The following is a 19,053-nucleotide window of genomic DNA, read 5'->3' as shown; positions in this document are numbered from 1 at the left end:
CTGGTCCAGTTTGGGCACGGCAGAACGTCAAGTCCGTTGTCAATCAAGCTGGAGTCACAGTGCAACAAAAAGCAATATCGGGCGCGATCCGCCTGCTGGTCTCGGGCGCCTCCGCAGGCCTGGTCATGACCGCCACCACCCTGCCGCTGGCCGTCCACGCCCAGACGGCAGGCAAGGAAGACGCGCCCGCCGGCACGGCCAAGCCCAGCAACGTCCTGCCCCCGGTCACCGTGGTCGGCCAGTCCTCGCGCAACACCAACGAGGCGACGCTGGGCATCTCCCGCCTGCAGGACACGGTCAAGGAAACGCCGAAGACCATCAACGTGGTGCCGCAGGAGATCATCGAGCAGCAGCACGCCACGTCGCTGGAGCAGATCCTGAAGAACGTGCCGGGCATCACCATCTCCACCGGGGAAGGCAACGGCGGCCAGAACGGCGACCAGTTCCGCATTCGCGGCCTGTCGGCCAAGGGCGATATCTACGTCGATGGCCTGCGCGACTTCGGCGCCTACAAGCGCGACGCGTTCAATACCGAGAGCGTGGAAGTCATCAAGGGCCCGTCCGGCGAGAGCTTCGGCGTGGGCAACATCGGTGGCCTGATCAACCAGACCACCAAGAAAGCCAACCTGAACACCAGCACCAGCATCGACCAGGGCTTCGCCACGGACGCGACCTATCGCACCACGCTGGACAGCAACTTCCGCCTGAACGATACGACGGCGCTGCGCGTGAACGGCGTGTTCCAGAACGGCCGCGTGGCCGATCGCGATCACGTGGACGACGACCGTCGCGGCGTGGCCATCGACTTCGGCACGGGTCTGGGCACCAGCACCGAATGGCACCTTAACTACTCCTACCTGCACCGCAGCGGCGCGCCGGACTACGGCGTGCCCGTCGCGGCCGGTGCCGACGGCATCTATCGCCCGCTGACGCAGTACGGCGTGCCGGGCATCTCGTCCTCCACCTCGTACATCCGGAACACCGACCGCGACACCACCGACGCGCACATCGTCTCGTCGAACTTCTTCACGCGCCTCGACAACGGCATCACCATCAGCAACGACACGCGCTTCAGCTTCTACGAGCGCGACTTCTCGTCGACCGCCCCGGCCGCCCTGTCCTACGCCAACCTCCAGTCCCTGATGGCAGGCCGCAACGTGGCCCTGTCCTACGGTGCCGGCGGCGGCTCGAGCTACCTGCAGCGCGGCTGGGGCGTCCAGAACGTGCTGAGCGCCAAGGGCGAGTTCCATACCGGCAGCTTCCGCCACAAGGCGATGGTCGGCCTGGACACCATGTACCAGCGCGATCACCGCGACCAGGGCACGTGGACCGGCCGCATGAACAACCAGACGGTGGTGAACCCGGTCTTCTACAACAGCCCGAACGCCACGGTGGCCTACAACAGCACGCGCGATGCCAACGCCATCGACGTTGGCGTGTTCATGAACGATCGCGTCTGGCTGACCGAACAGATCTCGGTGCTCGGCAGCCTGCGCTGGGATTACTTCCGCAGCGAGTACGCCACGAGCGCCTCGTCGCTGGGCGGCGCCGCCGACTCGAAGAAGCTGAGCCCGGCCATCAGCGCGATCTGGGAGCCGACCAAGGACTACATGTTCTACACGTCGTTCTCGCGCACGTATCGCCCGGTCGGCACGGACATCGCCGTGGCGGTAGGCGGCGTGGCCTCGGAAGTGCCGCAGAACGGCGTCAACAGCGAGCCGGAACGCGCGGACACCATCGAAGTGGGCGCCAAGCTCGACTTCCTGGACAAGCGCCTGGGCGTGACCGGTGCCCTCTTCCAGACGAAGAAGACCAACGCCTACACGGTGGACCCGACCACCGGCGACATCACCAACGGCTTCTCTGATACAGGCGAAGGCCGCCGCATCCGTGGCCTGGAACTGGGCCTGAGCGGGCGCATCGTCGGCGGCTGGACGGCCAACGTGGCCTACGCCTACCTGAACGGCGAGGTCACGTCGGCCTCCACCGCTTCCACGGTGGGCAACGTGGCGCCGGGCGTGGCGCGTCACAACGTTACGCTGTGGACCGCGTACGACATCCCCCACTCGATCCTGCCGGTGCCGGGCCAACTGACCATCGGCGGCGGCCTGCAGTACGCCACCGGCTACTGGGCGGATTCGGCGAATACCACGAAGATGCCGGACAACTTCTCGCTGGATGCCATGATCGGCTACAAGCAGGGCAAGTACCGCATCTCCCTGAACGGCTACAATCTCACGAACCACCTGAACTACCAGTCGTCGTTCGGTGCCGTGCGTGCCGTGCCGACCTCGCGCCGCACGTTCCTGCTGAACGTCGGCATGACGTTCTAAGCTGAAGTACCGGGCCGGCCGGACAGCCGGCCCTCACCGTTTCATCGTCTCAAACGCCATGCTTGTCCAGATTCCCGATGTGCTGACCCCTGCCGAGATCCAGTATTGCCGAGGCCGCCTCGAGCAATCGCAATGGATCGACGGGCGCGTGTCGGCCGGTGACCTCGCCGCCAGGGCCAAGCGCAACCTGCAGATTCCCGTCGAGAGCGCCGAGGCGCAGGAACTCGGCGAACTCGTTCTCAATGCCCTGGGCCGCAGCGAGCGCTATCACTCCGCCGCGCTGCCGCTGCGAGTGCTGCCGCCGATGTTCAATCGCTACGAAAGCGACATGACCTTCGGCAACCACGTCGACAACGCCATCCGCACCGTGCCCGGCACGGGCGGCATGCGGATTCGCGCCGATGTGTCCAGCACGCTGTTCCTGTCCGATCCGGACGAATACGATGGCGGCGAACTGGTGATCCAGGATCTCTACGGCTCCCACTCGGTGAAGCTGCCGGCGGGGCATCTGGTGGTCTATCCGGCGTCCTCGCTGCATGCCGTGACGCCCGTCACGCGCGGCGCGCGCTGGGCGTCGTTCTTCTGGGCTCAGTCGCTGGTCAAGGACGAGGGCCAGCGCAGCATGCTCTACGAACTGGACCTGGCGATCATCGAGATCCGCAAGGAACTGGGCGATGACAAGCCTGCCGTGCTGTCCCTCGTCAACCACTATCACAACCTGCTCAGGCGCTGGTCCGAGCTGTGAGCGCGATGCAGATTCCCCCGGACACCGTGTCGCTGGGCGACTATGAGCGCCACTTCCACGCACGGGTGGAGCCGTCGATCCGGGCCTACATCGCCGGGGCGGCGGCGGATGGCATCACGCAGCGCGAGAACGGCGCCGCATTCCAGCGCCTGCGGCTGATGCCACGGGCGCTTGTCGAACTGTCGGGAGCGTCCGCGCAGCAGACCCTGTTCGGGGAGACGCTGGCCTATCCGATCCTGATGGCCCCCACCGCGTATCACAAGCTGGTGCACCCGGACGGCGAACTGGCCACGGTGCAGGCGGCCTCGCTGACGCGCACGTGGATGACGGTCAGCACGCAGGCCAGCGTGACGCTGGAGGAAGTCGCGCGTGCCGCGACGGTGCCGCTCTGGTTCCAGCTCTATTTCCAGACCCGGCCGCAGGACACGCAGGCGCTGGTGCGCCGGGCCGAACAGGCCGGCTACAAGGCGATCGTCCTGACCATCGACGCCGCTGTCAGCGGCATCCGCAATATCGAGCAGCGTGCGGGATTCCGCCTGCCGGACGATGTCCGGCCGGTGAACCTGGACGCCTTTCCGCCGAATCCGCCCGCCCGGGCCACGCACGGCAGCCCGGTCTTCCAGGGCATGCTGGACCACGCGCCCACCTGGGCCGATGTCGAGGCGCTGTGCCGGCAGACGGCGTTGCCGGTGCTGGTCAAGGGGCTGCTCAATCCGGCCGATGTCGGCCCGGCGTTGGACGCCGGCGTCTCGGGCATCATCGTCTCCAACCATGGGGGCCGGACGCTGGACACCGTTCCCGCGACCATCGACTGCCTGCCCGCCGTCGCCACGGCGGTGGCCGGCCGCGTGCCGGTGCTGCTCGACGGCGGCGTGCGGCGTGGGACGGATATCGTCAAGGCCATCGCACTCGGGGCTTCGGCCGTCCTGGTCGGACAGCCCGTACTGCATGCGCTGGCCGTGGGCGGCATGCCCGGCGTGGCCCATATGCTGACGTTGCTACAAGCCGAACTGGAAGTGGCCATGGCGCTGGCGGGTTGCCCCACGCTCGCAGCCATCGGCCCTTCCAGCGTGCTCTAACGGCCCTCTGCCAGCAGCCGCGCCAGCGCCGGTGGCAAGCCCGTGTTGGGCTTCTGCGGGGGCCGCGCGAAGCTGCCCTCCCGCGCGCTGCCGGCCTGCAGGGCCACCAGCGACTCGCAGTGCCGCACGGCGCTGCTCACGCCATCCACCACGGGCACCGGAATCTTCCCCTTGAGCGAGCGCGCCAGCCCGGCCAGCGGCGCACCGGCCACGATGATCACATCGGCGCCGTCCTCGCGCACCGCTTGCAGGCTCATCGCCTCCAGCCGTTCCGCGTGGTCCTCCTGCACGCTGCCGATATCGCGCAGCGGCGACTGCAAGGAGCGGATGCTGGCCAGGCGCGACGTCAGGCCATTGGCGGCCACGCACTCCCGATACCACGCTTCAATGCGATGCGAAATCGCGATGATCGAGAAGCGCTGCCCCAGCAGGCAGGCGCTGGCCAGCGCGGCTTCGGTCATGCCGACGACCGGCACATCGAACAGCTCCTTCAGGCCGGCCAGACCGGGATCGCCGAAGGCGGCGACCACCAGCCCGTCGAACTGGCCGGCATGCTCGGCCGCCGCGCACGCGGTGGCATAGCCGCCCACCAGCGCCTCGAAGCGGGTTTCGATATAGGCCACGCCAAACGCCGCCGTGGCCATCGTGATGCGGGTGTCCGGCGCGGCGGTACGCTGCGCCTCCGCGTGGATCAGGTCGGTCACCGACGCGCTGATATTGGGATTGACGATCAACAGGTTCATGGTTTGCGCCATCAGATCTCGGGTTGGCCCGCTTCGAGGAACCGGCCACGGCCGGCCGTCGGTTCCAGGTATTCGCCATTGCGCACGATCATTTCGCCGCGCGAGAAGGTGGTCATCGGCCAGCCGGTCACCTCGATGCCCTCGTACGGCGTGTAGTCCACGGCGTGGTGCAGGTTGCTATTGGCGATGCGCACCTGGCGCGCCGGATCCCACAGCACGATATCGGCATCGGCGCCAATCGCGATGGTGCCCTTGCGCGGATAGAGCCCGTACAGCTTGGCCGGCCGGTACGACGTCAATTCGACGAACTGGTGCAGCGACAGCTTGCCGCGCGTCACGCCATCGAACAGCAGCGGCAGGCGGGTCTCGATGCCGGGCACGCCGTTGGGGATGTGGTCGAACGGTTGCGCCGTCCCGCCGAGCTTCTTGCCCTCGGGATCGTCGTAGTTGAACGGGGCGTGGTCGGACGAGAACACGCTGAACACGCCGTTGGCCAGCGCGCGCCACACGGCGGCCTGGTTCTCCGGGTCGCGCGGCGGCGGGCTGCACACGCACTTGGCGCCTTCGTAGCCGTCGTCGCCGGGCAGGCCCATGTCTTCGGCGGTCAGGTACAGGTATTGCGGGCAGGTCTCGGCGAGGATCTTCATGCCACGGCCCTGCGCCCAGCGGATCTGCTCGATGGCTTCCTTGCCGGACACGTGCACGATCAGGATCGGCACATCGACCAGTTCCGCGAACGAGATCGCGCGATGCGTGGCTTCCCGCTCCACCACGGCGGGGCGCGCCAGCCCGTGGAAGCGCGGCGCGATGCGGCCTTCGCCGACCAGCTTGTCGGTCAGCCACGAGATGCAATCGGCATTCTCGGCATGCACCATCACCAGCGCCTTGTTCTGGCGGGCCACGTCCAGCACTTCCAGCATTTCGCGGTCCGACAGCTTCAGGTCGTCGTAGGTCATGTAGACCTTGAACGAGCTGTAGCCCTGGCGGATCAGCGCCGGCAGTTCGTCCTGCAGCACGGCGGGCGTCGGGTCCGCCACGATCAGGTGGAAGGCGTAGTCGATCACCGCGCGGCCCTCGGCGCGGCGATGGTAGTCGGCCACCGCCGCACGCAGCGAATGGCCCTTCTCCTGCGCGGCGAACGGGATCACCGTGGTGGTGCCGCCGCACACCGCCGCGCGCGTGCCGGTGAAGAAATCGTCGGCCATGCGCATGCCTTCCGGCATGGGCTGGTCCAGGTGGCAATGGCCGTCGACGCCGCCGGGCAAGGCCAGCAGGCCCGTGGCGTCGACTTCCGTTGCGGCGGCGGGCAGGTCGTGCCCGAGCGCCACGATGCGGCCGTGGCGCACGCCGATGTCACAGCGGAAGCGGTCCGAAGCGGTGACCACGTCCGCATTGCGGATCACGAGGTCAAGAATGTTGTCTGCAGGCATGGTCATCCCTCCGTTACGCGGCCTTGTTTACTCGACTTCGCGGAACAGCCGGCCCCAGCCCTTCAGGGTGCGGGTGTCCACGCCGGCCAGGCGCAGCGACTTCCACACGACCGTGGAGATCGTGTCGTAGAGCGGGATGCCCGTCTCGGCTTCCAGTTCCTCCGCCAGATGGGCGGCGTGCAGGTTGGTGCAGAACGTGGAGATGGCCTGCACGTTCTCCTTCGCCAGCGCGCGCACCATCGTGCGGATGGTGTCTTCCTCGACCTCGGCGAAGCTGTAGTTCACGTGGAGGTCCAGGTGGCGCTCCGCCGAGCAGTCGATGCCGCTGCGCTGGTAGTTGGCGATGATGCGCTGCTGCACGTCATCGAGATAGGGCGTGGCCAGGCCGAAGCGACGCGCGCCGGTCTTCTCGAGGATCTCGTTCAGGGCCAGGACCGAAGTGGTGGCGGGAATGCCGGTAGCTTCGGTGATCTGCTTGCACAGCGCCTGGTCACGGTCGAAGCCGAGCCAGCCGGACGACGTGCCGTTCCACGCAATCACGTCGACACGGGCATCGGCCAGCAGGCGGGCCGCCGCGAGGATCTTCTCCAGGTCGAACTGACCCAGCGCCTGGTCACGCAACGAAATCTCGGTGACCGTGAAGCGCGAGAAATGCGCGCTGACGTTGGGCAAGCCGCTGACCATCGCGCTGGTAATAGGCTCCAGCGCGGTGTTGGAAGACGGCGTCAGCATGCCAAGGCGAATCTGTTTGCTCATGGTTGGTTCTCAGGAGTTTGCGGGCACCGTCTGGGAGCGGCGCCTCTGCGGGTTGTATTGGTTTTATTGTTCGGGCTTGTCGTTGAAGGCGAGCTGCGTGCCGGGCACGCCCTGGCTGGTACGCGCCAGCTCCAGTTCCCGCTTCAACGCGGCTTGTCGCGCGGCGTCCGGCTTGACGGTGTTGCCGGCCTGCAGCGCGGGAAGCACGTAGTCGTTAACCATCTGGCGATAGAGGTCCAGGTACTTCGCATCGCGCAGGCCGCCCTGCGTCGACATGATGCTGTTCATGACGATCACCGCGTTCTGCTTGGGCAGCACCGTGATGAACTGGCCCTTGTAGCCCATCGCGCTGAACTCGCGCTCGCTCTTGACGATGTTGTTGACCCAGCAGTAGTAGCCATAGTCCCCGGCGGGGCCGGACGGCGTGGTCATCTGGGCCACCCACGAGGCGGGCACGATCTGCTGGCCGTTCCAGCGGCCCTGGTTCAGCATCAGCATGCCGAGCCGTGCCATGTCGAGCGAGCGCAGGCGCAGCCCCCAGCCACCGGACACCGCGCCTTTGCCGTCGGCACCGTCCCAGCGGTAGTGCGACATCCCCAGCGGCTTGAACAGGCGCTGCGCGGCGTACTGCTGCTCCGGCATGCCCGTGACCTGGCTGATCGTGGCGCCGACCAGCACCGGGTTGACGTCGATGTAGTCGAACTCCGTGCCGGGCCTGGCGCGCACACTGGCCGAGGCGGCCACCTTGAGGCGGTCCGGCACGCCGTAGTACAGCGTGTCGGTGCCCTCCACCAGCTTGTACGACAGCCCGCTCGACATCGACATCAGGTGCCGGAGCTGGATCTGCTGCTTGTCCGCCAGTGACGGGGCCAGGTCGGGGCGCGCGGCGGCCAGCCTGGGGGCCGGCGCGTCGCTCGCGCTGAGCTTGCCGTCGCCGACCAGCGTGCCCACCAGCAGCGCGCTGATGAACTTGGTGACGGAGTAAAGCTCGTGGTTGTAGTCCCGCGAGAGGCCGTCGCCGTAGCGCTCGAACACAATCTTGCCGTCCTTGATGACGAGCAGGCTGCGCACGTCGAGCTTGTCGCGCCGGATCCATTCGGACAAGGCGACGAGCCGCGTGGAATCCACGCCGACCGACTCGGGCTGTGCCGTGGGAATGCCTTCGACGGTGGCAGTGGCGGTGCCGGCCATGGCCGGCTGGGCCAGCAAGGCGCCAGCGGCCAGCAGCGCCGCCACGACAGGGTGGAATCGTTGCATGATGGTCTCCTCCAGCCGATGCCCGTCAGACCGGGATCTTCTTTTCGTAGTCGATAGCCGTGGACGACAGCAGCAGGCCCACGCCGGCGGCGGCAAAGAACATCAGCGCCAGGAAGTACGAGCCGGTGAACTGCACGATCATGCCGACGATGATCGGCACGCAGATGCCGCCGATATTGCCACCGAGATTCATCACGCCGCCCAGGAAGCCGATCTTGTCACGGGTACCCAGGATCGACGGGATGCACCAGAACAGGCCGCACCAGCGCAGGAAGAACAGCGTGGAGGACAGCAGGGCCACGACCACGGTGGCGTTGGTGACATAGGCCACGGAGAAAATCGACACGGTGGCGACCACGGCGGCGATGCCGAACAGCGTACGCATCACCACGTTGGGGCGGCCGCCGGCCTCCTTCCACTTGTCCGCGATCCAGCCGCCGATCAGTTCGCCGACGAAGCCGCTGAAGAAAATGATGAAGCTGGCACCGCCCATCGCCTTGATGTCGAACCCGTGCACCTTGTTCAGGTAGTTGGGCATCCAGGTGAGCAGGCCGTAGAACACGGTGTTGAAGCACATCCAGCCGATGGCCATGCACCAGACCGAGCGGTACTTGAAGAAATCGAGCGAACGGCCCGACAGGTTGGCCGGCTCGGCGCGATGCTCGCTGGCCTGGGCTTCCTCGATATAGCGGGCCTCGAGTTCGTTGACGCCCGGGTGCTGGCGCGGGGAATTGCGGATGTACCACCAGGCCACGGCGCCGGCGATGACGGTGCCCACGCCGGCGACGACGAAGGCCAGGCGCCAGGAGTCGAGCGCGGCAATCAGCCAGGTGATGATGATGGCGCCCAGCGCGGCACCGAGCGGCGCGCCGCCATCAAGCAGCGTGGCACCACGGCCGCGTTCGTTCTGCGTCATCCAGATGGCGTTGAGCTTGCCGCCGGCCGGATAGATCGGCGCCTCGGCGGCACCGAGGCCCAGGCGGGTCAGCAGCAACGTCGTGGCGCTGGTGCACACGGCGGCCATGGCCTGGAACGCGCCCCAGAACACGGTGGCGCAGGCAATCACGATGCGCGGCTTGTACTTGTCCGCCAGCATGCCGCCCGGCACCTGCATCAGGGCGTAAGTCCAGAAGAACGAACTGAGGATCAGGCCCTGCATGGTGGGGCTGAGGTCAAACTCCTTCGCGATCAGCGGCATGGCCACGGACAACGACGCGCGGTCGATGTAGTTGATCGCGATCAGGAACAGCATCATCAGGAAGATCTTCCAGCGGACGGTGCTGCGCGGGGCCGGCATGGTGGCGGCGGCCTGGCTCGTGGATGGCATGACGGGGGTCTCCTTGCTCCTTGGTGCTGCGTTGTCGAGGCGTTTCTAATCCGGGTGTCGCGCAACTGTGACGGAGTATAGGATACGTAATCTGTAATTACAACGCGCGTAAGTCATTGATTTATATGCACAGGGTAAGCACCAATTCCGGGTGTGATACGCTTCGCTTCAGTGCAATTTCCCCATTCTGGTGATGTCCGTGACACAAGCGCTGCCCAAAACTGCCCGACTCCGCACACTTGGCATGTCCGCCGAAATCGCGGCGCGGCTGCGCACGATGATTCAGGAGGGCGAGCTGCCGCCCGGGGTCCGCATGGACGAGAAAGCGTTCTGCGAAGCGTTCGACGTGTCGAAGACGCCCCTGCGTGAGGCGCTGAAGGTGCTGGTGTCCGAAGGGCTGGTGCTGCATCGCCAATACATCGGCTATCGCGTGGCGCCGCTGGACCTCGAGGAACTGCGCGAGACCTTTGAAACCCTGCACGGGCTGGAAGCCCACGCCGGGGGACTGGTGGCGCGGCGCATGAGCGATGCGGCGCTGGCGAAGATCGAGCGCAAGCACCAGTCCATGATCGACGCGCATGCGGCCGGCCGGCGCACGGATTACTTCCGCATCAACCAGGAAATCCACCAGCTGATCGTCGATAGCGCGGACAACGCCGTGCTGTCCGGCATCTACGCCACGCTGATGAGCAAGGTGCATCGCGCCCGGGGCGCGGCCAACACCGAAATGCTGCGCTGGCAGGAATCGCACGAGGAACACGAGGCCATCATGGCCGCCCTGCGCGAAGCGGGCCGCCCACGACTGCCGCAGATCCTGCGCGAGCATTCCGAAAATACCGCGAAGGAAGTCCTGCGGGTACTCGAGCAGACCCTGGCCGAACCTGCCGCGCGGGTGGCCGGCGCCTCGCGCTAGCGCCTCGACGATCCAGTGCTACTACGGCAACGGCCGCACGGTGATTGCCACGGTGATTGCCACGGTGAGCACGCGCTGGTAAGCCGGCGCGGCAGGCTTCACCGCACCTGCAGGCGGTCCAGCCGCAGCCGATGCCGGGCGTCGGTCAGCCGCCACGCGGCCAGCCAGGCGGCCAGCACCACCGCCAGCAGGCTGCCGCCGGCCAGCAGGAACATCAGCAGGATCTGGTAGCGTGCGGCGTCGATCGGGTCCATCCCCGCGAGGATCTGGCCGGTCATGATGCCGGGCAGCGTGATGATGCCGGCCGCCGCCATGGTGTTCACGGTCGGCAGCAACCCGCTGCGCACGGCCTGGCGAAGGATGGGGCGCAGGGCCGTGTGGCGGTCGTCGCCCAGTGCCAGCCGCGCGTCGATGGCCTGGCGCTGGTGCCAGGCGGCCGTGAAGGTGGCCTGCAGCGTCAGGCTGGCGGCATTCATCGCATTCCCGAGGATGATGCCGGCCAGCGGGATGGCGTGGCGGGCGTCGTACCACGGCGAAGGCCGCAGCGCCGTGACCAGCGCCAGCACCGTGATGACCAGCGTGGGCACGCTCACCGTGGCCAGCCCGATGATGAACTGCCAGCGCGCATCGAAGCGGCGCTCCTGCCGGCTGCCGGCCTCGCGCGCGGCGGCCAGGATCATGGCCAGCACCACCAGCAGCGTCACCCACGGCGACGACAGCTCAAATACCGCCCGCAGGATCAACCCCACCAGCATCAGCTGCACCACCATGCGCACCGCCGCCCACAGCAGGGTGCGATGGATGTGCAGGGACATCGCCAGCGACAGCGCGGCGCCCGCCACGATCAGCAGGCTGGCGAGCAGCAGATCGCCCGTGGTCAACAGGATCGGACTCATGGGGACACGGCCTCCAGCCCGTTCTGGCACAGCCGGAACTGCGCATTGCGCAGCCGGGCCGCCTGTTCCTCGTTATGGGAGACCACCAGGAGGCCGATGCCTTCGGACATCACCCGCTTCAGCACCGCTTCCACGGCGAGCGTGGTATCGCGGTCCAGCGCGGACGTGGGCTCATCGAGCAGCAGGAAGCGCGGCCGGCGCATGACAGCCCGCAGCAACGCCAGGCGTTGCCGCTCGCCGGTGGAGAGATGGCTGACGGGGGCCGCGAGGATGTCCGCGCGCAGGCAAAGATGCCGGGCCAGTTGGTCGAGCCGGGGGTCGATCGCGTCGTCTTCGCCGAAATGGGCGCGCACATCGTCGGCCCACCAGCCCGACTCGGCGGCCACATAGATGACCTCGCGCCGCCAGGCCGGCCCGCTCAGGGCCTCGCGCGACAGATTGCCGAGCCGCACGTCGCCGTCATTGGGGTCGAGGTCGGCAATCATGCGCAGCAAAAGGCTCTTGCCGCTACCGGACGCGCCAGACAGCACCGTGCATTTGCCCGGCGGCACGTCGAAGGTATAGGGACCCCGGCCATGGCCGGTCAGGTTGTGGATATGAAGATGACCGTCCATCGGGCGCACGGGTGAGCGTCGGCACAGTTGTGGGGACCACAGCCTACCGCGATTTCCTTAAGCGCAGATTATCGGTCCGCGCGGTCTTGCTCTCATCGCCCACCCGCCCTTTTTGTTGGTCAGTCGACGGTGATGTGGTTGGTGCGGATCACGTTGCCCCAGACCGAGACATCGTCGCGCACGGTCTGCGCGAACTGCTCCGGCGTCTTGACCGGCGGCATCGCCATATTCAGCAGCAGGAAGCGCTCGCGCATGTCCGGGCTGGTCAGGATCCGGTTCACCTCCGCGTTCAGCCGCTGCACGATAGCGGCGCTGGTGCCCGCCGGCGCGAACATGCCGTACCAGCTATTCGTCTCGAATGGATAGCCCTGCTCGGTCATGGTCCGCACCTCGGGCGTGGCCGGCCCGCGCCGGGTGCCGCTGATGGCCAGCGCGCGCAGCTTGCCGGCACGGATCAGCGGCACCGACGAGGAGGTATCGACAAAGGCCACCCGCACGATGCCACCCTGCATGTCGTTCAGGATCTGCGGCACGGTCTTGTACGGCACATGCCGGAGGCGGATGCCCGTCTGCATCTTCAGGGCCTCCATGGTCAGATGGCCGCCGGAGCCGATGCCCCACGACGCGTAGTCGTAGGCGTCCGGCCGCGAGCGCACGTGCTCGACGAAGGACTTCAGGTCGCGCGCCGGGAAGTCCGGCGTTACCGCCAGGAAGTTGCCGCCGCCGCCGACCTGCACCACGGGGATCAGGTCGCGCAGCCCGTCATACGGCATCTTCGGCTGCAGGGTCTGGTTGATGACCACCGTCGCCGCGTAGGTGAACAGCAGCGTATGGCCGTCCGGCGCGGCCTTGGCCACGATGTCATTGCCGATGATGCCGGTGGCGCCGGGCTTGTTGTCGATCACGAAGGACTGGCCGAGGACCTTGCCGAGCTGGTCGGCGATAGGCCGGGCGAACAGGTCCGGACCGCTGCCGGCGGACCCCGGCACCACCAGCCGCACCGGGCGGGACGGCCACGGGTTGGCGGCACGGGTCGCTCGGATCGGATTTACGGCGGCGGCGAGCCCAAGCATCGCCATCGACTTCAGCAGCCTGCGGCGCCCGGCGTCTGTCTCGTCGTCATCGGGAAGGAAGAGGAGTCGTGTCATCGCCATCCCTCAATGCATGCCGAAGTTGTCATCCACAGCCGTCGCGCCCGCCTCCAGCACCGTGGCCGCAGCCACGTACAGGCTGCGCGACACGTAGCTCTGCACCTGTTTGGCCCGTGCGCGCAGCCATTCCGCCTTGAGCTGGCGCGCCTCGACCACGTGCGGCGCATCGCCGGGCACCTGCGCCAGCAGGTCGATCACATGCAGCGCCAGTTGCAGGTCGCCATGCGCGGCCAGCGCCTGGGCATGCCGTACCACCGCGCCATGGTTGTCGATGGCCGCCGCGATCTCGCTGGCCACCTGCTGCGGCGGGGCTGGATGCAGCGTGGTGGCGTTGCGGTCCCACCAGCCATTTTCGGAGCGATAGATATCGCGGGCGATATAGCTCGGGTCGCCGTAGGTCGGCCGCATCCACGGCTGCTCGAACAGGTCCGGCGGCGGCCGCAGCGCGGCCAGCATCTCCCGCTCGTTGCAGCCGGCGTTCATCAGGCGGACGACTTCCTGGCGCATCCAGCGCAAGGCCCGCGCCGTGTGCAGCAGCACGTGCTGGCAGATGTCCTCCCCTTCCAGCGTGGCGCCGAACTCGCGCACCACGGTCTGCGGGCGCAGGCCGGCCAGCCGCTCCAGCGTCTCGGCCCAGCGCACGGTGTCGCGCATGGTGCGGAACGGGGTGCCGATATTGGGAATGGAATCGATGATGGCCGGGCCGCCATAGAGCAGCCGCCGGCCGGGCAGCCAGACCGCCACGGCGTCGTCGGTCTCGGAGGGTGCCCAAAGAATCTCCGCGCGCTGTTCGCCATGGCCCACGGTCATGCCGTCCCGGAACGTCTCGGACGGCGTGGTATGCCGCAGCTTGCCAGCGAGTGCCCCGGCGCGATGCCGGAACTGGATCTCGGCCATGCGCTCCTGCAGCCGCTGCGTTTCGCGGTAGCGGCTCTGGCGCGCCAGCACGTTCACATGGGCCAGCACACGCGGGGCCGGTTCGCCGCGCTGCGCGGCATGGTCGATCCACTGCTGCACGCCGGCGTTGTAGCCGAGGTGGCCGTGGCTGTAGCAGAGCGCGATCACCGGCAGTTCGGTCTGCGTGCGCAGCGCCTCGATCATGCCGGCCGTCACGGACCCGCCGGGGCCGCTGTCCACCACCAGCAGGCCGTCGCCGACGTCAGCGACGAAGGTCTGGCCCTGTCCATGCAGCAGCCAGACACCCTCGGCAATGCGGTCGATCCCCTTGCCGGTGATCAGTGCGGCCGGACGATCCTCGATCTCGTTCATGGCATCCCTTCCAGTTTGGCGAAGGGATATTCACGCGCAGACGGCGCACTATCGTCAGTGGGGAAAGTCCCCGGCCGGCACGGCGCGCAGCCTGCGGCGCCAGCGCCGGGGCGCCCTGGCGATGGATCGGAAATTTTCGCTGTGAACCGCCGGTTATCACCTGCGTGGCGCAGGGAGTTCCCGGCGCGCGGTGGCTGCGCTAGCCAGCCGCCATCGGGGCGATCGGGGCGATCGGGGCGATCGGGGCGATCGGGGCCGGGGTGGCGCGGGCCGCAGGTGCCGGGTGCGGCACCTGTCGCCGCAGCGGGCTGTCCGGCATCTTGCTCATGTAATGCACCTCGCGGCGCAGCAGGGTGGCGAACTGCTCCGCCACCGGCGTCATCGGCGAATCGGCGCGGTAGATCAGGCTGACCGCATGGCTCGGCAGCGGGTCTTCGATCGGCAACGCCACCAGACCAGCCGTGGCCAGGCGCCCCGGCACCAGTTGGCGCGGCAGCAGGCACAGCAGCGAGCGGTCCTGCAGCAGCGTCTGGATCATGCCGATGGTGTCGCAGCGCACCGCCACGCGGGGCAGCGGCAGGTCGAGCGCGCGGAAGGCGTCCAGGATCGCCGCGCCCGGGCCCTGCATGCGCCGACCGGTCAGCACCCAGTCGGAATTGACCAGCTCGCGCAACGTCCGCGCATGGCGCAGCGGATGCTCCTGATGCGCCACCACCACCGAATCGTTGTGGTACAGCGTCTCGCAGACAAATTCGCGTTCGATGCCTTCATCGGGAATCGGGCTCACCGCCATGTCCATCACGCCGGCGCGCAGGTCGGCCAGATGCTCGGGATAAACGCCGCTGTCGATGCAGACCTGCACGTCCGGATGCTGGGTGCGGAAGCGCTTCAGCACCGCCGGCAGCAGCAGGTTGGCCGGCCCGCCCGTGGCGCCGATGCGCACCGTGCCGTTGCGCGTGCCCAGCATCTGGGTCATCTCGTCCGTGGCCTTGCGCGCCTCGGTGGCGATCAGGCGCGCCCGGCGCAGGAACGCATCGCCAAAGCGGGACAGCACCACGCCGCGCGTGGTGCGCGTCAGAAGTGGCACGTGCAGCTCTTCCTCGAGCTGCCGGATGCTCTTGGTGATGGCCGGCGCCGACACGTCGCGCACCTTGGCGCCGGCGCGAATGCTGCCGCTTTCCGCCACGGCAATGAAATCCTGCAATTGGCTCAGACGCATGACTCGCCTCCTCCCGAAAGACCGTGTGATAACGCCCTGCTCCGCGAGCATAGCGGGATTTGCGGGCATCAGTGATAACCCGAGGTGCTAACCGTGGGTTCACACACCGCGTGTTGCGGAGGCTATTGGCATTGCAATGCGTGGCCCATCATCCCCTTCCATCGATGCCCCGCATCGTCATGAAACGAGAGATCGATGGCAATTCCAGAAGACCTGCCCCTGGCAGGCATCCGCGTGGCCGAGTTCGGCCAGTTCATTGCCGCCCCCGGCGCCGCGATGATGCTGGCCGACCTGGGCGCCGATGTGATCAAGGTGGAACCGCTGCGCGGAGACAGCGCGCGGCGCTTCGACGGTACCAGCTCGCAAAGCCCGATGTTCCTGGCCTACAACCGTGGCAAGCGCGGCATGGCGCTGGACCTGCGCCAGCCGGCCGGCGCGGAAGCCGCCCGCCGGCTCGCCTTGTCTTGCGACGTGGTGCTTCACAACGCGCGGCCGGGGACGATGGAATCGATCGGCCTCGACGCCGCCACGCTGCGCACCGCGAAACCGGCGCTGATCCATGCCTCCGTCACCGGCTTTGGCACGCGCGGTCCGTCGCGCCTGCGGCCCGGGCTCGACATCGCGGCCCAAGCCGAAAGCGGCATGATGTCGGTGACAGGCGAAGCGGGCGGCCAGCCCCTGAAGGCCGGCTTCGCCCTGATCGACGCCGCCACGGCGCTCGCCACCTCGAACGCCATCCTCGCCGCGCTGTTCCGGCGCCTGCGCACCGGCCAGGGCGAAACCATCGAGACCTCGCTGCTGACCGTGGGCATCCAGCTCCAGGCGCAACTCTGGTCCGAATACCAGTGCTCGGGCGCCCTGCCGGTGCGCAGCGGCAACAGCCAGCCGAAGGCGGCGCCGGCGGCGGATGTTATCGCCGTGGCCGATGGCCATATCGTGCTGTCGGCCTATCTCGACGAACACTGGGCGCGGCTGTGCGATGCCATCGGACAACCCGCGCTGGCCCAGGATCCGCGTTTCGCGAGCAACCCGCTGCGGGTGAAAAACCGCCCTGCCCTGCTGGACGTGCTGCACGCCGCCCTGCGCGGCTACACCGGTGAACAAGCGCGCGCGCTGCTGGAACGCCATCAGGTGGTGGTGGGCGTGGTGCGCGACTACCAGCAGGTGGAACGCAGCGCCGATGTGCTGGCGAGCGGCCTGCTGATGCGCGTCGGCGACGGCCTTGGGGGCGAGATCGCCCTCCCGGGCCTGCCCTTCACGATGGCCAGCCTGCCTCCCGCCGCCACGCCCGCCGTGCCGCGGCTGGGCGAGCACACCGCAGCGGTGCTGCGCGAACTCGGCTATGACGACGTCGCGATCCGCACGATGGCGCAGGCACGCGCCATCGCCATTGAATCGCTCGACACCACGGAGGCCAGCGCATGACAGCCGACACCCCCATCCTGATCGACCGGCACGAGGGCTGGGCCGAGATCACGCTGAACCGGCCGGAAACCCGCAACGCCATCGACATGGCCACCGCCGAAGCGCTCGGCGAGGCCATCGAAACGCTCGAACGCGAGCCCGGCTTGCGGGCGGTGGTGCTGCGCGGCGCCAATGGCGCGTTCTGCTCCGGCCTCGACTTGAAAGCGTTGCAGGCCCATCCGGCCGGCATGAACGGCTTCGCAGCACGCTGGGACCGCGTGCATGGCGGCCTGATGCGCAGCCGCAAGGCGTGGATCGTGGCGCTCGAACGGCACGCGGTGAACGGCGGCGCCGCGCTGGCGCTGGCTGGCGATCTGCTCGTCTGCGGGGAGCGCGCATTCCTGCAGATCGCGGAGGTGCGCATCGGCATGAATGCGCCGCGCAATATCGCGTGGCTGGCCCTGCGGCACAGCGAGGCCGTGGCGGCCCGGCTGTGCCTGCTGGGCGAGCGCGTGCCGGCCAGCGACCTGCTGCGGCTGGGCATCGCGACGGAAGTCATTGCCGACGCGGACGTCGTCGCTCGCGCCCAGACCTTGGCCACCACGATTGCCGGCTTCCCCGCCGAAGCGGTGGCCGCCATCAAGGGCAGCCTGCGCGCCGCCAGCACGCGCCGACCGCCAGCCGAATGGTTCGATGCCTGCGCCGACAAGGAGACCCCTCATGGCTGAGTTCGAAGCACTGCGTCACGAGGTCCGCGCCTTCGTGGCGGAAGCCCTGCCGCCGCCCGTGCGCGAGAAAGTGCGCCTCGGGCTGGAAGTCAGCAAGGACGAGATGATCGACTGGCAGCGCCGGCTGGCCGCGCGCGGCTGGCTCGCGCCCCACTGGCCCCAAGCCTGGCAAGGGGCTGACTGGAGCGCCGCGCAGCGCGCCGTGCTGCAGGAAGAGCTGGTGCTGGCCCACGCGCCGGAGACCGGTGGCATCTCGATCGAAATGATCGGCCCAATCCTGATCCGCTACGGCACGCCCGCGCAGCAGCAGCACTTCCTGCCGCGCATCCTCAATCTCGAACACTGGTGGTGCCAGGGCTACTCGGAGCCGAATGCCGGCTCGGATCTCGCCTCGCTGGGCACCCGCGCGGTGCGCCGCACGCGCCCGGACGGCACCGAGGTCTACGTGGTCAACGGCAGCAAGATCTGGACGTCCTACGCCCAGTACGCGGACTGGATGTTCTGCCTCGTGCGCACCGACACCGAGGCGCGCGCCCAGCAGGGCATCAGCTTCCTGCTGATCGACATGCGCAGCCCCGGCGTCAGCGTACGGCCGCTGATCGGCATTCACGGCTGGCACCTGTTCAATCAGGTGTTTCTCGATGACGTGGAAGTGCCGGTGGACATGCGCGTCGGCGAGGAGAACGCGGGCTGGTCGATCGCCAAGTCCCTGCTGGAACATGAGCGGCTGAACCTCGCCCGCGTGGCCGAGAATCGCCGGCGGCTGGCCAAGGTGCGGGCGATTGGCGCCGAGGTGGAGGAAGCCGGCGAACCGCTGATGCGCCGCCCGTGGTTCGCGCGGCGGCTGCGGGAACTCGAAGTGCGGCTGGAAACGCTGGCCGCCACGGTGCTGCGCTTCCGGCGGCTCGAACGGGCCGGCGGCGCACTCGGTCCGGAGACCGGCATGCTCAAGCTGATCGGCAGCCGGCTGATCCAGGACATCGAGAACCTTGCGGTGGATGCGCTCGGCCCGGACACGCTGGCCTATGACCGCGCCGCGCACTTCGAACCGCCCGCCACGCAGCCGGATCGCTCGCAGTACGCGCCCGCCGCCTCGGCGCGCCGCTTCGTGACGCGTGGCTACACCATCGCCGGCGGATCCAGCGAGATTCAGCACGAGCTGCTCGCCAAGCAGGTACTCGGACTCTGA

At 67.9% G+C, this 19,053-nt stretch carries 17 protein-coding genes; 7 read left to right on the top strand and 10 right to left on the bottom strand.

Features of this window, described 5'->3' with window-relative positions; all coding sequences use genetic code 11:
- The first annotated feature begins 59 nt into the window (after window positions 1-59).
- From AC1EJR_RS16960 to AC1EJR_RS16950, 3 genes are read left to right on the top strand one after another with little or no spacing between them, the layout of a single operon-like run.
- Entirely contained in the window at window positions 60-2,333 is a 2,274-nt protein-coding gene (locus AC1EJR_RS16960; protein WP_441592940.1) for a TonB-dependent receptor, read from the top strand.
- Window positions 2,334-2,391: 58 nt separating this feature from the next.
- The gene (locus AC1EJR_RS16955; RefSeq protein WP_092297391.1) at window positions 2,392-3,078 is read left to right on the top strand and encodes a Fe2+-dependent dioxygenase; all 687 of its coding nucleotides are present in this window, start codon (window positions 2,392-2,394) and stop codon (window positions 3,076-3,078) included.
- Between the two features lie 5 nt (window positions 3,079-3,083).
- Entirely contained in the window at window positions 3,084-4,157 is a 1,074-nt protein-coding gene (locus AC1EJR_RS16950) for an alpha-hydroxy acid oxidase (protein WP_092297388.1), read from the top strand.
- Here the strand turns inward: AC1EJR_RS16950 and AC1EJR_RS16945 are convergent.
- The 5 genes from AC1EJR_RS16945 to AC1EJR_RS16925 form a co-directional block, all read right to left on the bottom strand.
- Window positions 4,154-4,900, bottom strand: coding sequence for an aspartate/glutamate racemase family protein (locus tag AC1EJR_RS16945; RefSeq protein ID WP_441592949.1), 747 nt, complete (start codon window positions 4,898-4,900; stop codon window positions 4,154-4,156). The genes AC1EJR_RS16950 and AC1EJR_RS16945 overlap by 4 nt on opposite strands.
- Before the next feature lie 11 nt (window positions 4,901-4,911).
- Window positions 4,912-6,330 carry a dihydropyrimidinase gene (gene hydA / locus AC1EJR_RS16940; RefSeq protein WP_477113430.1) on the bottom strand — a complete coding sequence of 473 codons (1,419 nt, stop codon included), beginning with the start codon at window positions 6,328-6,330 and terminating at the stop codon, window positions 4,912-4,914.
- 27 nt (window positions 6,331-6,357) lie between these two features.
- Window positions 6,358-7,086, bottom strand: a complete 729-nt coding sequence (locus AC1EJR_RS16935) for a maleate cis-trans isomerase family protein (protein ID WP_477113429.1) — start codon at window positions 7,084-7,086, stop codon at window positions 6,358-6,360.
- Between the two features lie 63 nt (window positions 7,087-7,149).
- Window positions 7,150-8,343, bottom strand: coding sequence for a serine hydrolase domain-containing protein (locus AC1EJR_RS16930; protein ID WP_477105680.1), 1,194 nt, complete (start codon window positions 8,341-8,343; stop codon window positions 7,150-7,152).
- Between the two features lie 25 nt (window positions 8,344-8,368).
- Window positions 8,369-9,670, bottom strand: a complete 1,302-nt coding sequence (locus AC1EJR_RS16925) for an MFS transporter (RefSeq protein WP_092297379.1) — start codon at window positions 9,668-9,670, stop codon at window positions 8,369-8,371.
- Between the two features lie 193 nt (window positions 9,671-9,863).
- Here AC1EJR_RS16925 and AC1EJR_RS16920 point away from each other — a divergent pair, with 193 nt between their 5' ends.
- On the top strand, window positions 9,864-10,583 hold the full coding sequence (locus tag AC1EJR_RS16920; RefSeq protein WP_092297376.1) for a GntR family transcriptional regulator: 720 nt from the start codon (window positions 9,864-9,866) through the stop codon (window positions 10,581-10,583).
- A gap of 98 nt (window positions 10,584-10,681) precedes the next feature.
- Here the strand turns inward: AC1EJR_RS16920 and AC1EJR_RS16915 are convergent, their stop codons facing one another.
- The 5 genes from AC1EJR_RS16915 to AC1EJR_RS16895 form a co-directional block, all read right to left on the bottom strand.
- Window positions 10,682-11,479 carry an ABC transporter permease gene (locus AC1EJR_RS16915; RefSeq protein ID WP_477113428.1) on the bottom strand — a complete coding sequence of 266 codons (798 nt, stop codon included), beginning with the start codon at window positions 11,477-11,479 and terminating at the stop codon, window positions 10,682-10,684.
- Window positions 11,476-12,093, bottom strand: a complete 618-nt coding sequence (locus AC1EJR_RS16910) for an ABC transporter ATP-binding protein (RefSeq protein ID WP_477113427.1) — start codon at window positions 12,091-12,093, stop codon at window positions 11,476-11,478. Before AC1EJR_RS16910 ends, AC1EJR_RS16915 begins: the two co-directional genes overlap by 4 nt.
- 119 nt (window positions 12,094-12,212) lie before the next feature.
- Window positions 12,213-13,241: a Bug family tripartite tricarboxylate transporter substrate binding protein gene (locus tag AC1EJR_RS16905; protein ID WP_477113426.1), complete on the bottom strand. Its 1,029-nt coding sequence runs from the start codon at window positions 13,239-13,241 to the stop codon at window positions 12,213-12,215.
- A gap of 9 nt (window positions 13,242-13,250) precedes the next feature.
- On the bottom strand, window positions 13,251-14,513 hold the full coding sequence (locus AC1EJR_RS16900) for an alkyl sulfatase dimerization domain-containing protein (RefSeq protein ID WP_477113425.1): 1,263 nt from the start codon (window positions 14,511-14,513) through the stop codon (window positions 13,251-13,253).
- A 199-nt stretch (window positions 14,514-14,712) separates the two neighbouring features.
- A complete protein-coding gene (locus tag AC1EJR_RS16895; RefSeq protein ID WP_477113424.1) occupies window positions 14,713-15,732 on the bottom strand; it encodes a LysR family transcriptional regulator in 1,020 nt (339 codons plus the stop codon).
- Window positions 15,733-15,927: 195 nt separating this feature from the next.
- Between AC1EJR_RS16895 and AC1EJR_RS16890 the strand changes: the two genes are divergently transcribed.
- From AC1EJR_RS16890 to AC1EJR_RS16880, 3 genes are read left to right on the top strand one after another with little or no spacing between them, the layout of a single operon-like run.
- Window positions 15,928-17,157: a CaiB/BaiF CoA transferase family protein gene (locus tag AC1EJR_RS16890; RefSeq protein WP_441592935.1), complete on the top strand. Its 1,230-nt coding sequence runs from the start codon at window positions 15,928-15,930 to the stop codon at window positions 17,155-17,157.
- The gene (locus AC1EJR_RS16885; protein ID WP_092297361.1) at window positions 17,154-17,864 is read left to right on the top strand and encodes an enoyl-CoA hydratase/isomerase family protein; all 711 of its coding nucleotides are present in this window, start codon (window positions 17,154-17,156) and stop codon (window positions 17,862-17,864) included. Before AC1EJR_RS16890 ends, AC1EJR_RS16885 begins: the two co-directional genes overlap by 4 nt.
- Window positions 17,857-19,053 (top strand): acyl-CoA dehydrogenase family protein, encoded by a 1,197-nt coding sequence (locus AC1EJR_RS16880; RefSeq protein WP_441592934.1) that lies wholly within the window; start codon window positions 17,857-17,859, stop codon window positions 19,051-19,053. Before AC1EJR_RS16885 ends, AC1EJR_RS16880 begins: the two co-directional genes overlap by 8 nt.

This window comes from Cupriavidus sp. 05T42 (assembly GCF_056396345.1).
The sequence above is the reverse complement of the archived record's forward strand: the minus strand, read 5'-3'. Positions and strand labels throughout refer to the sequence as shown.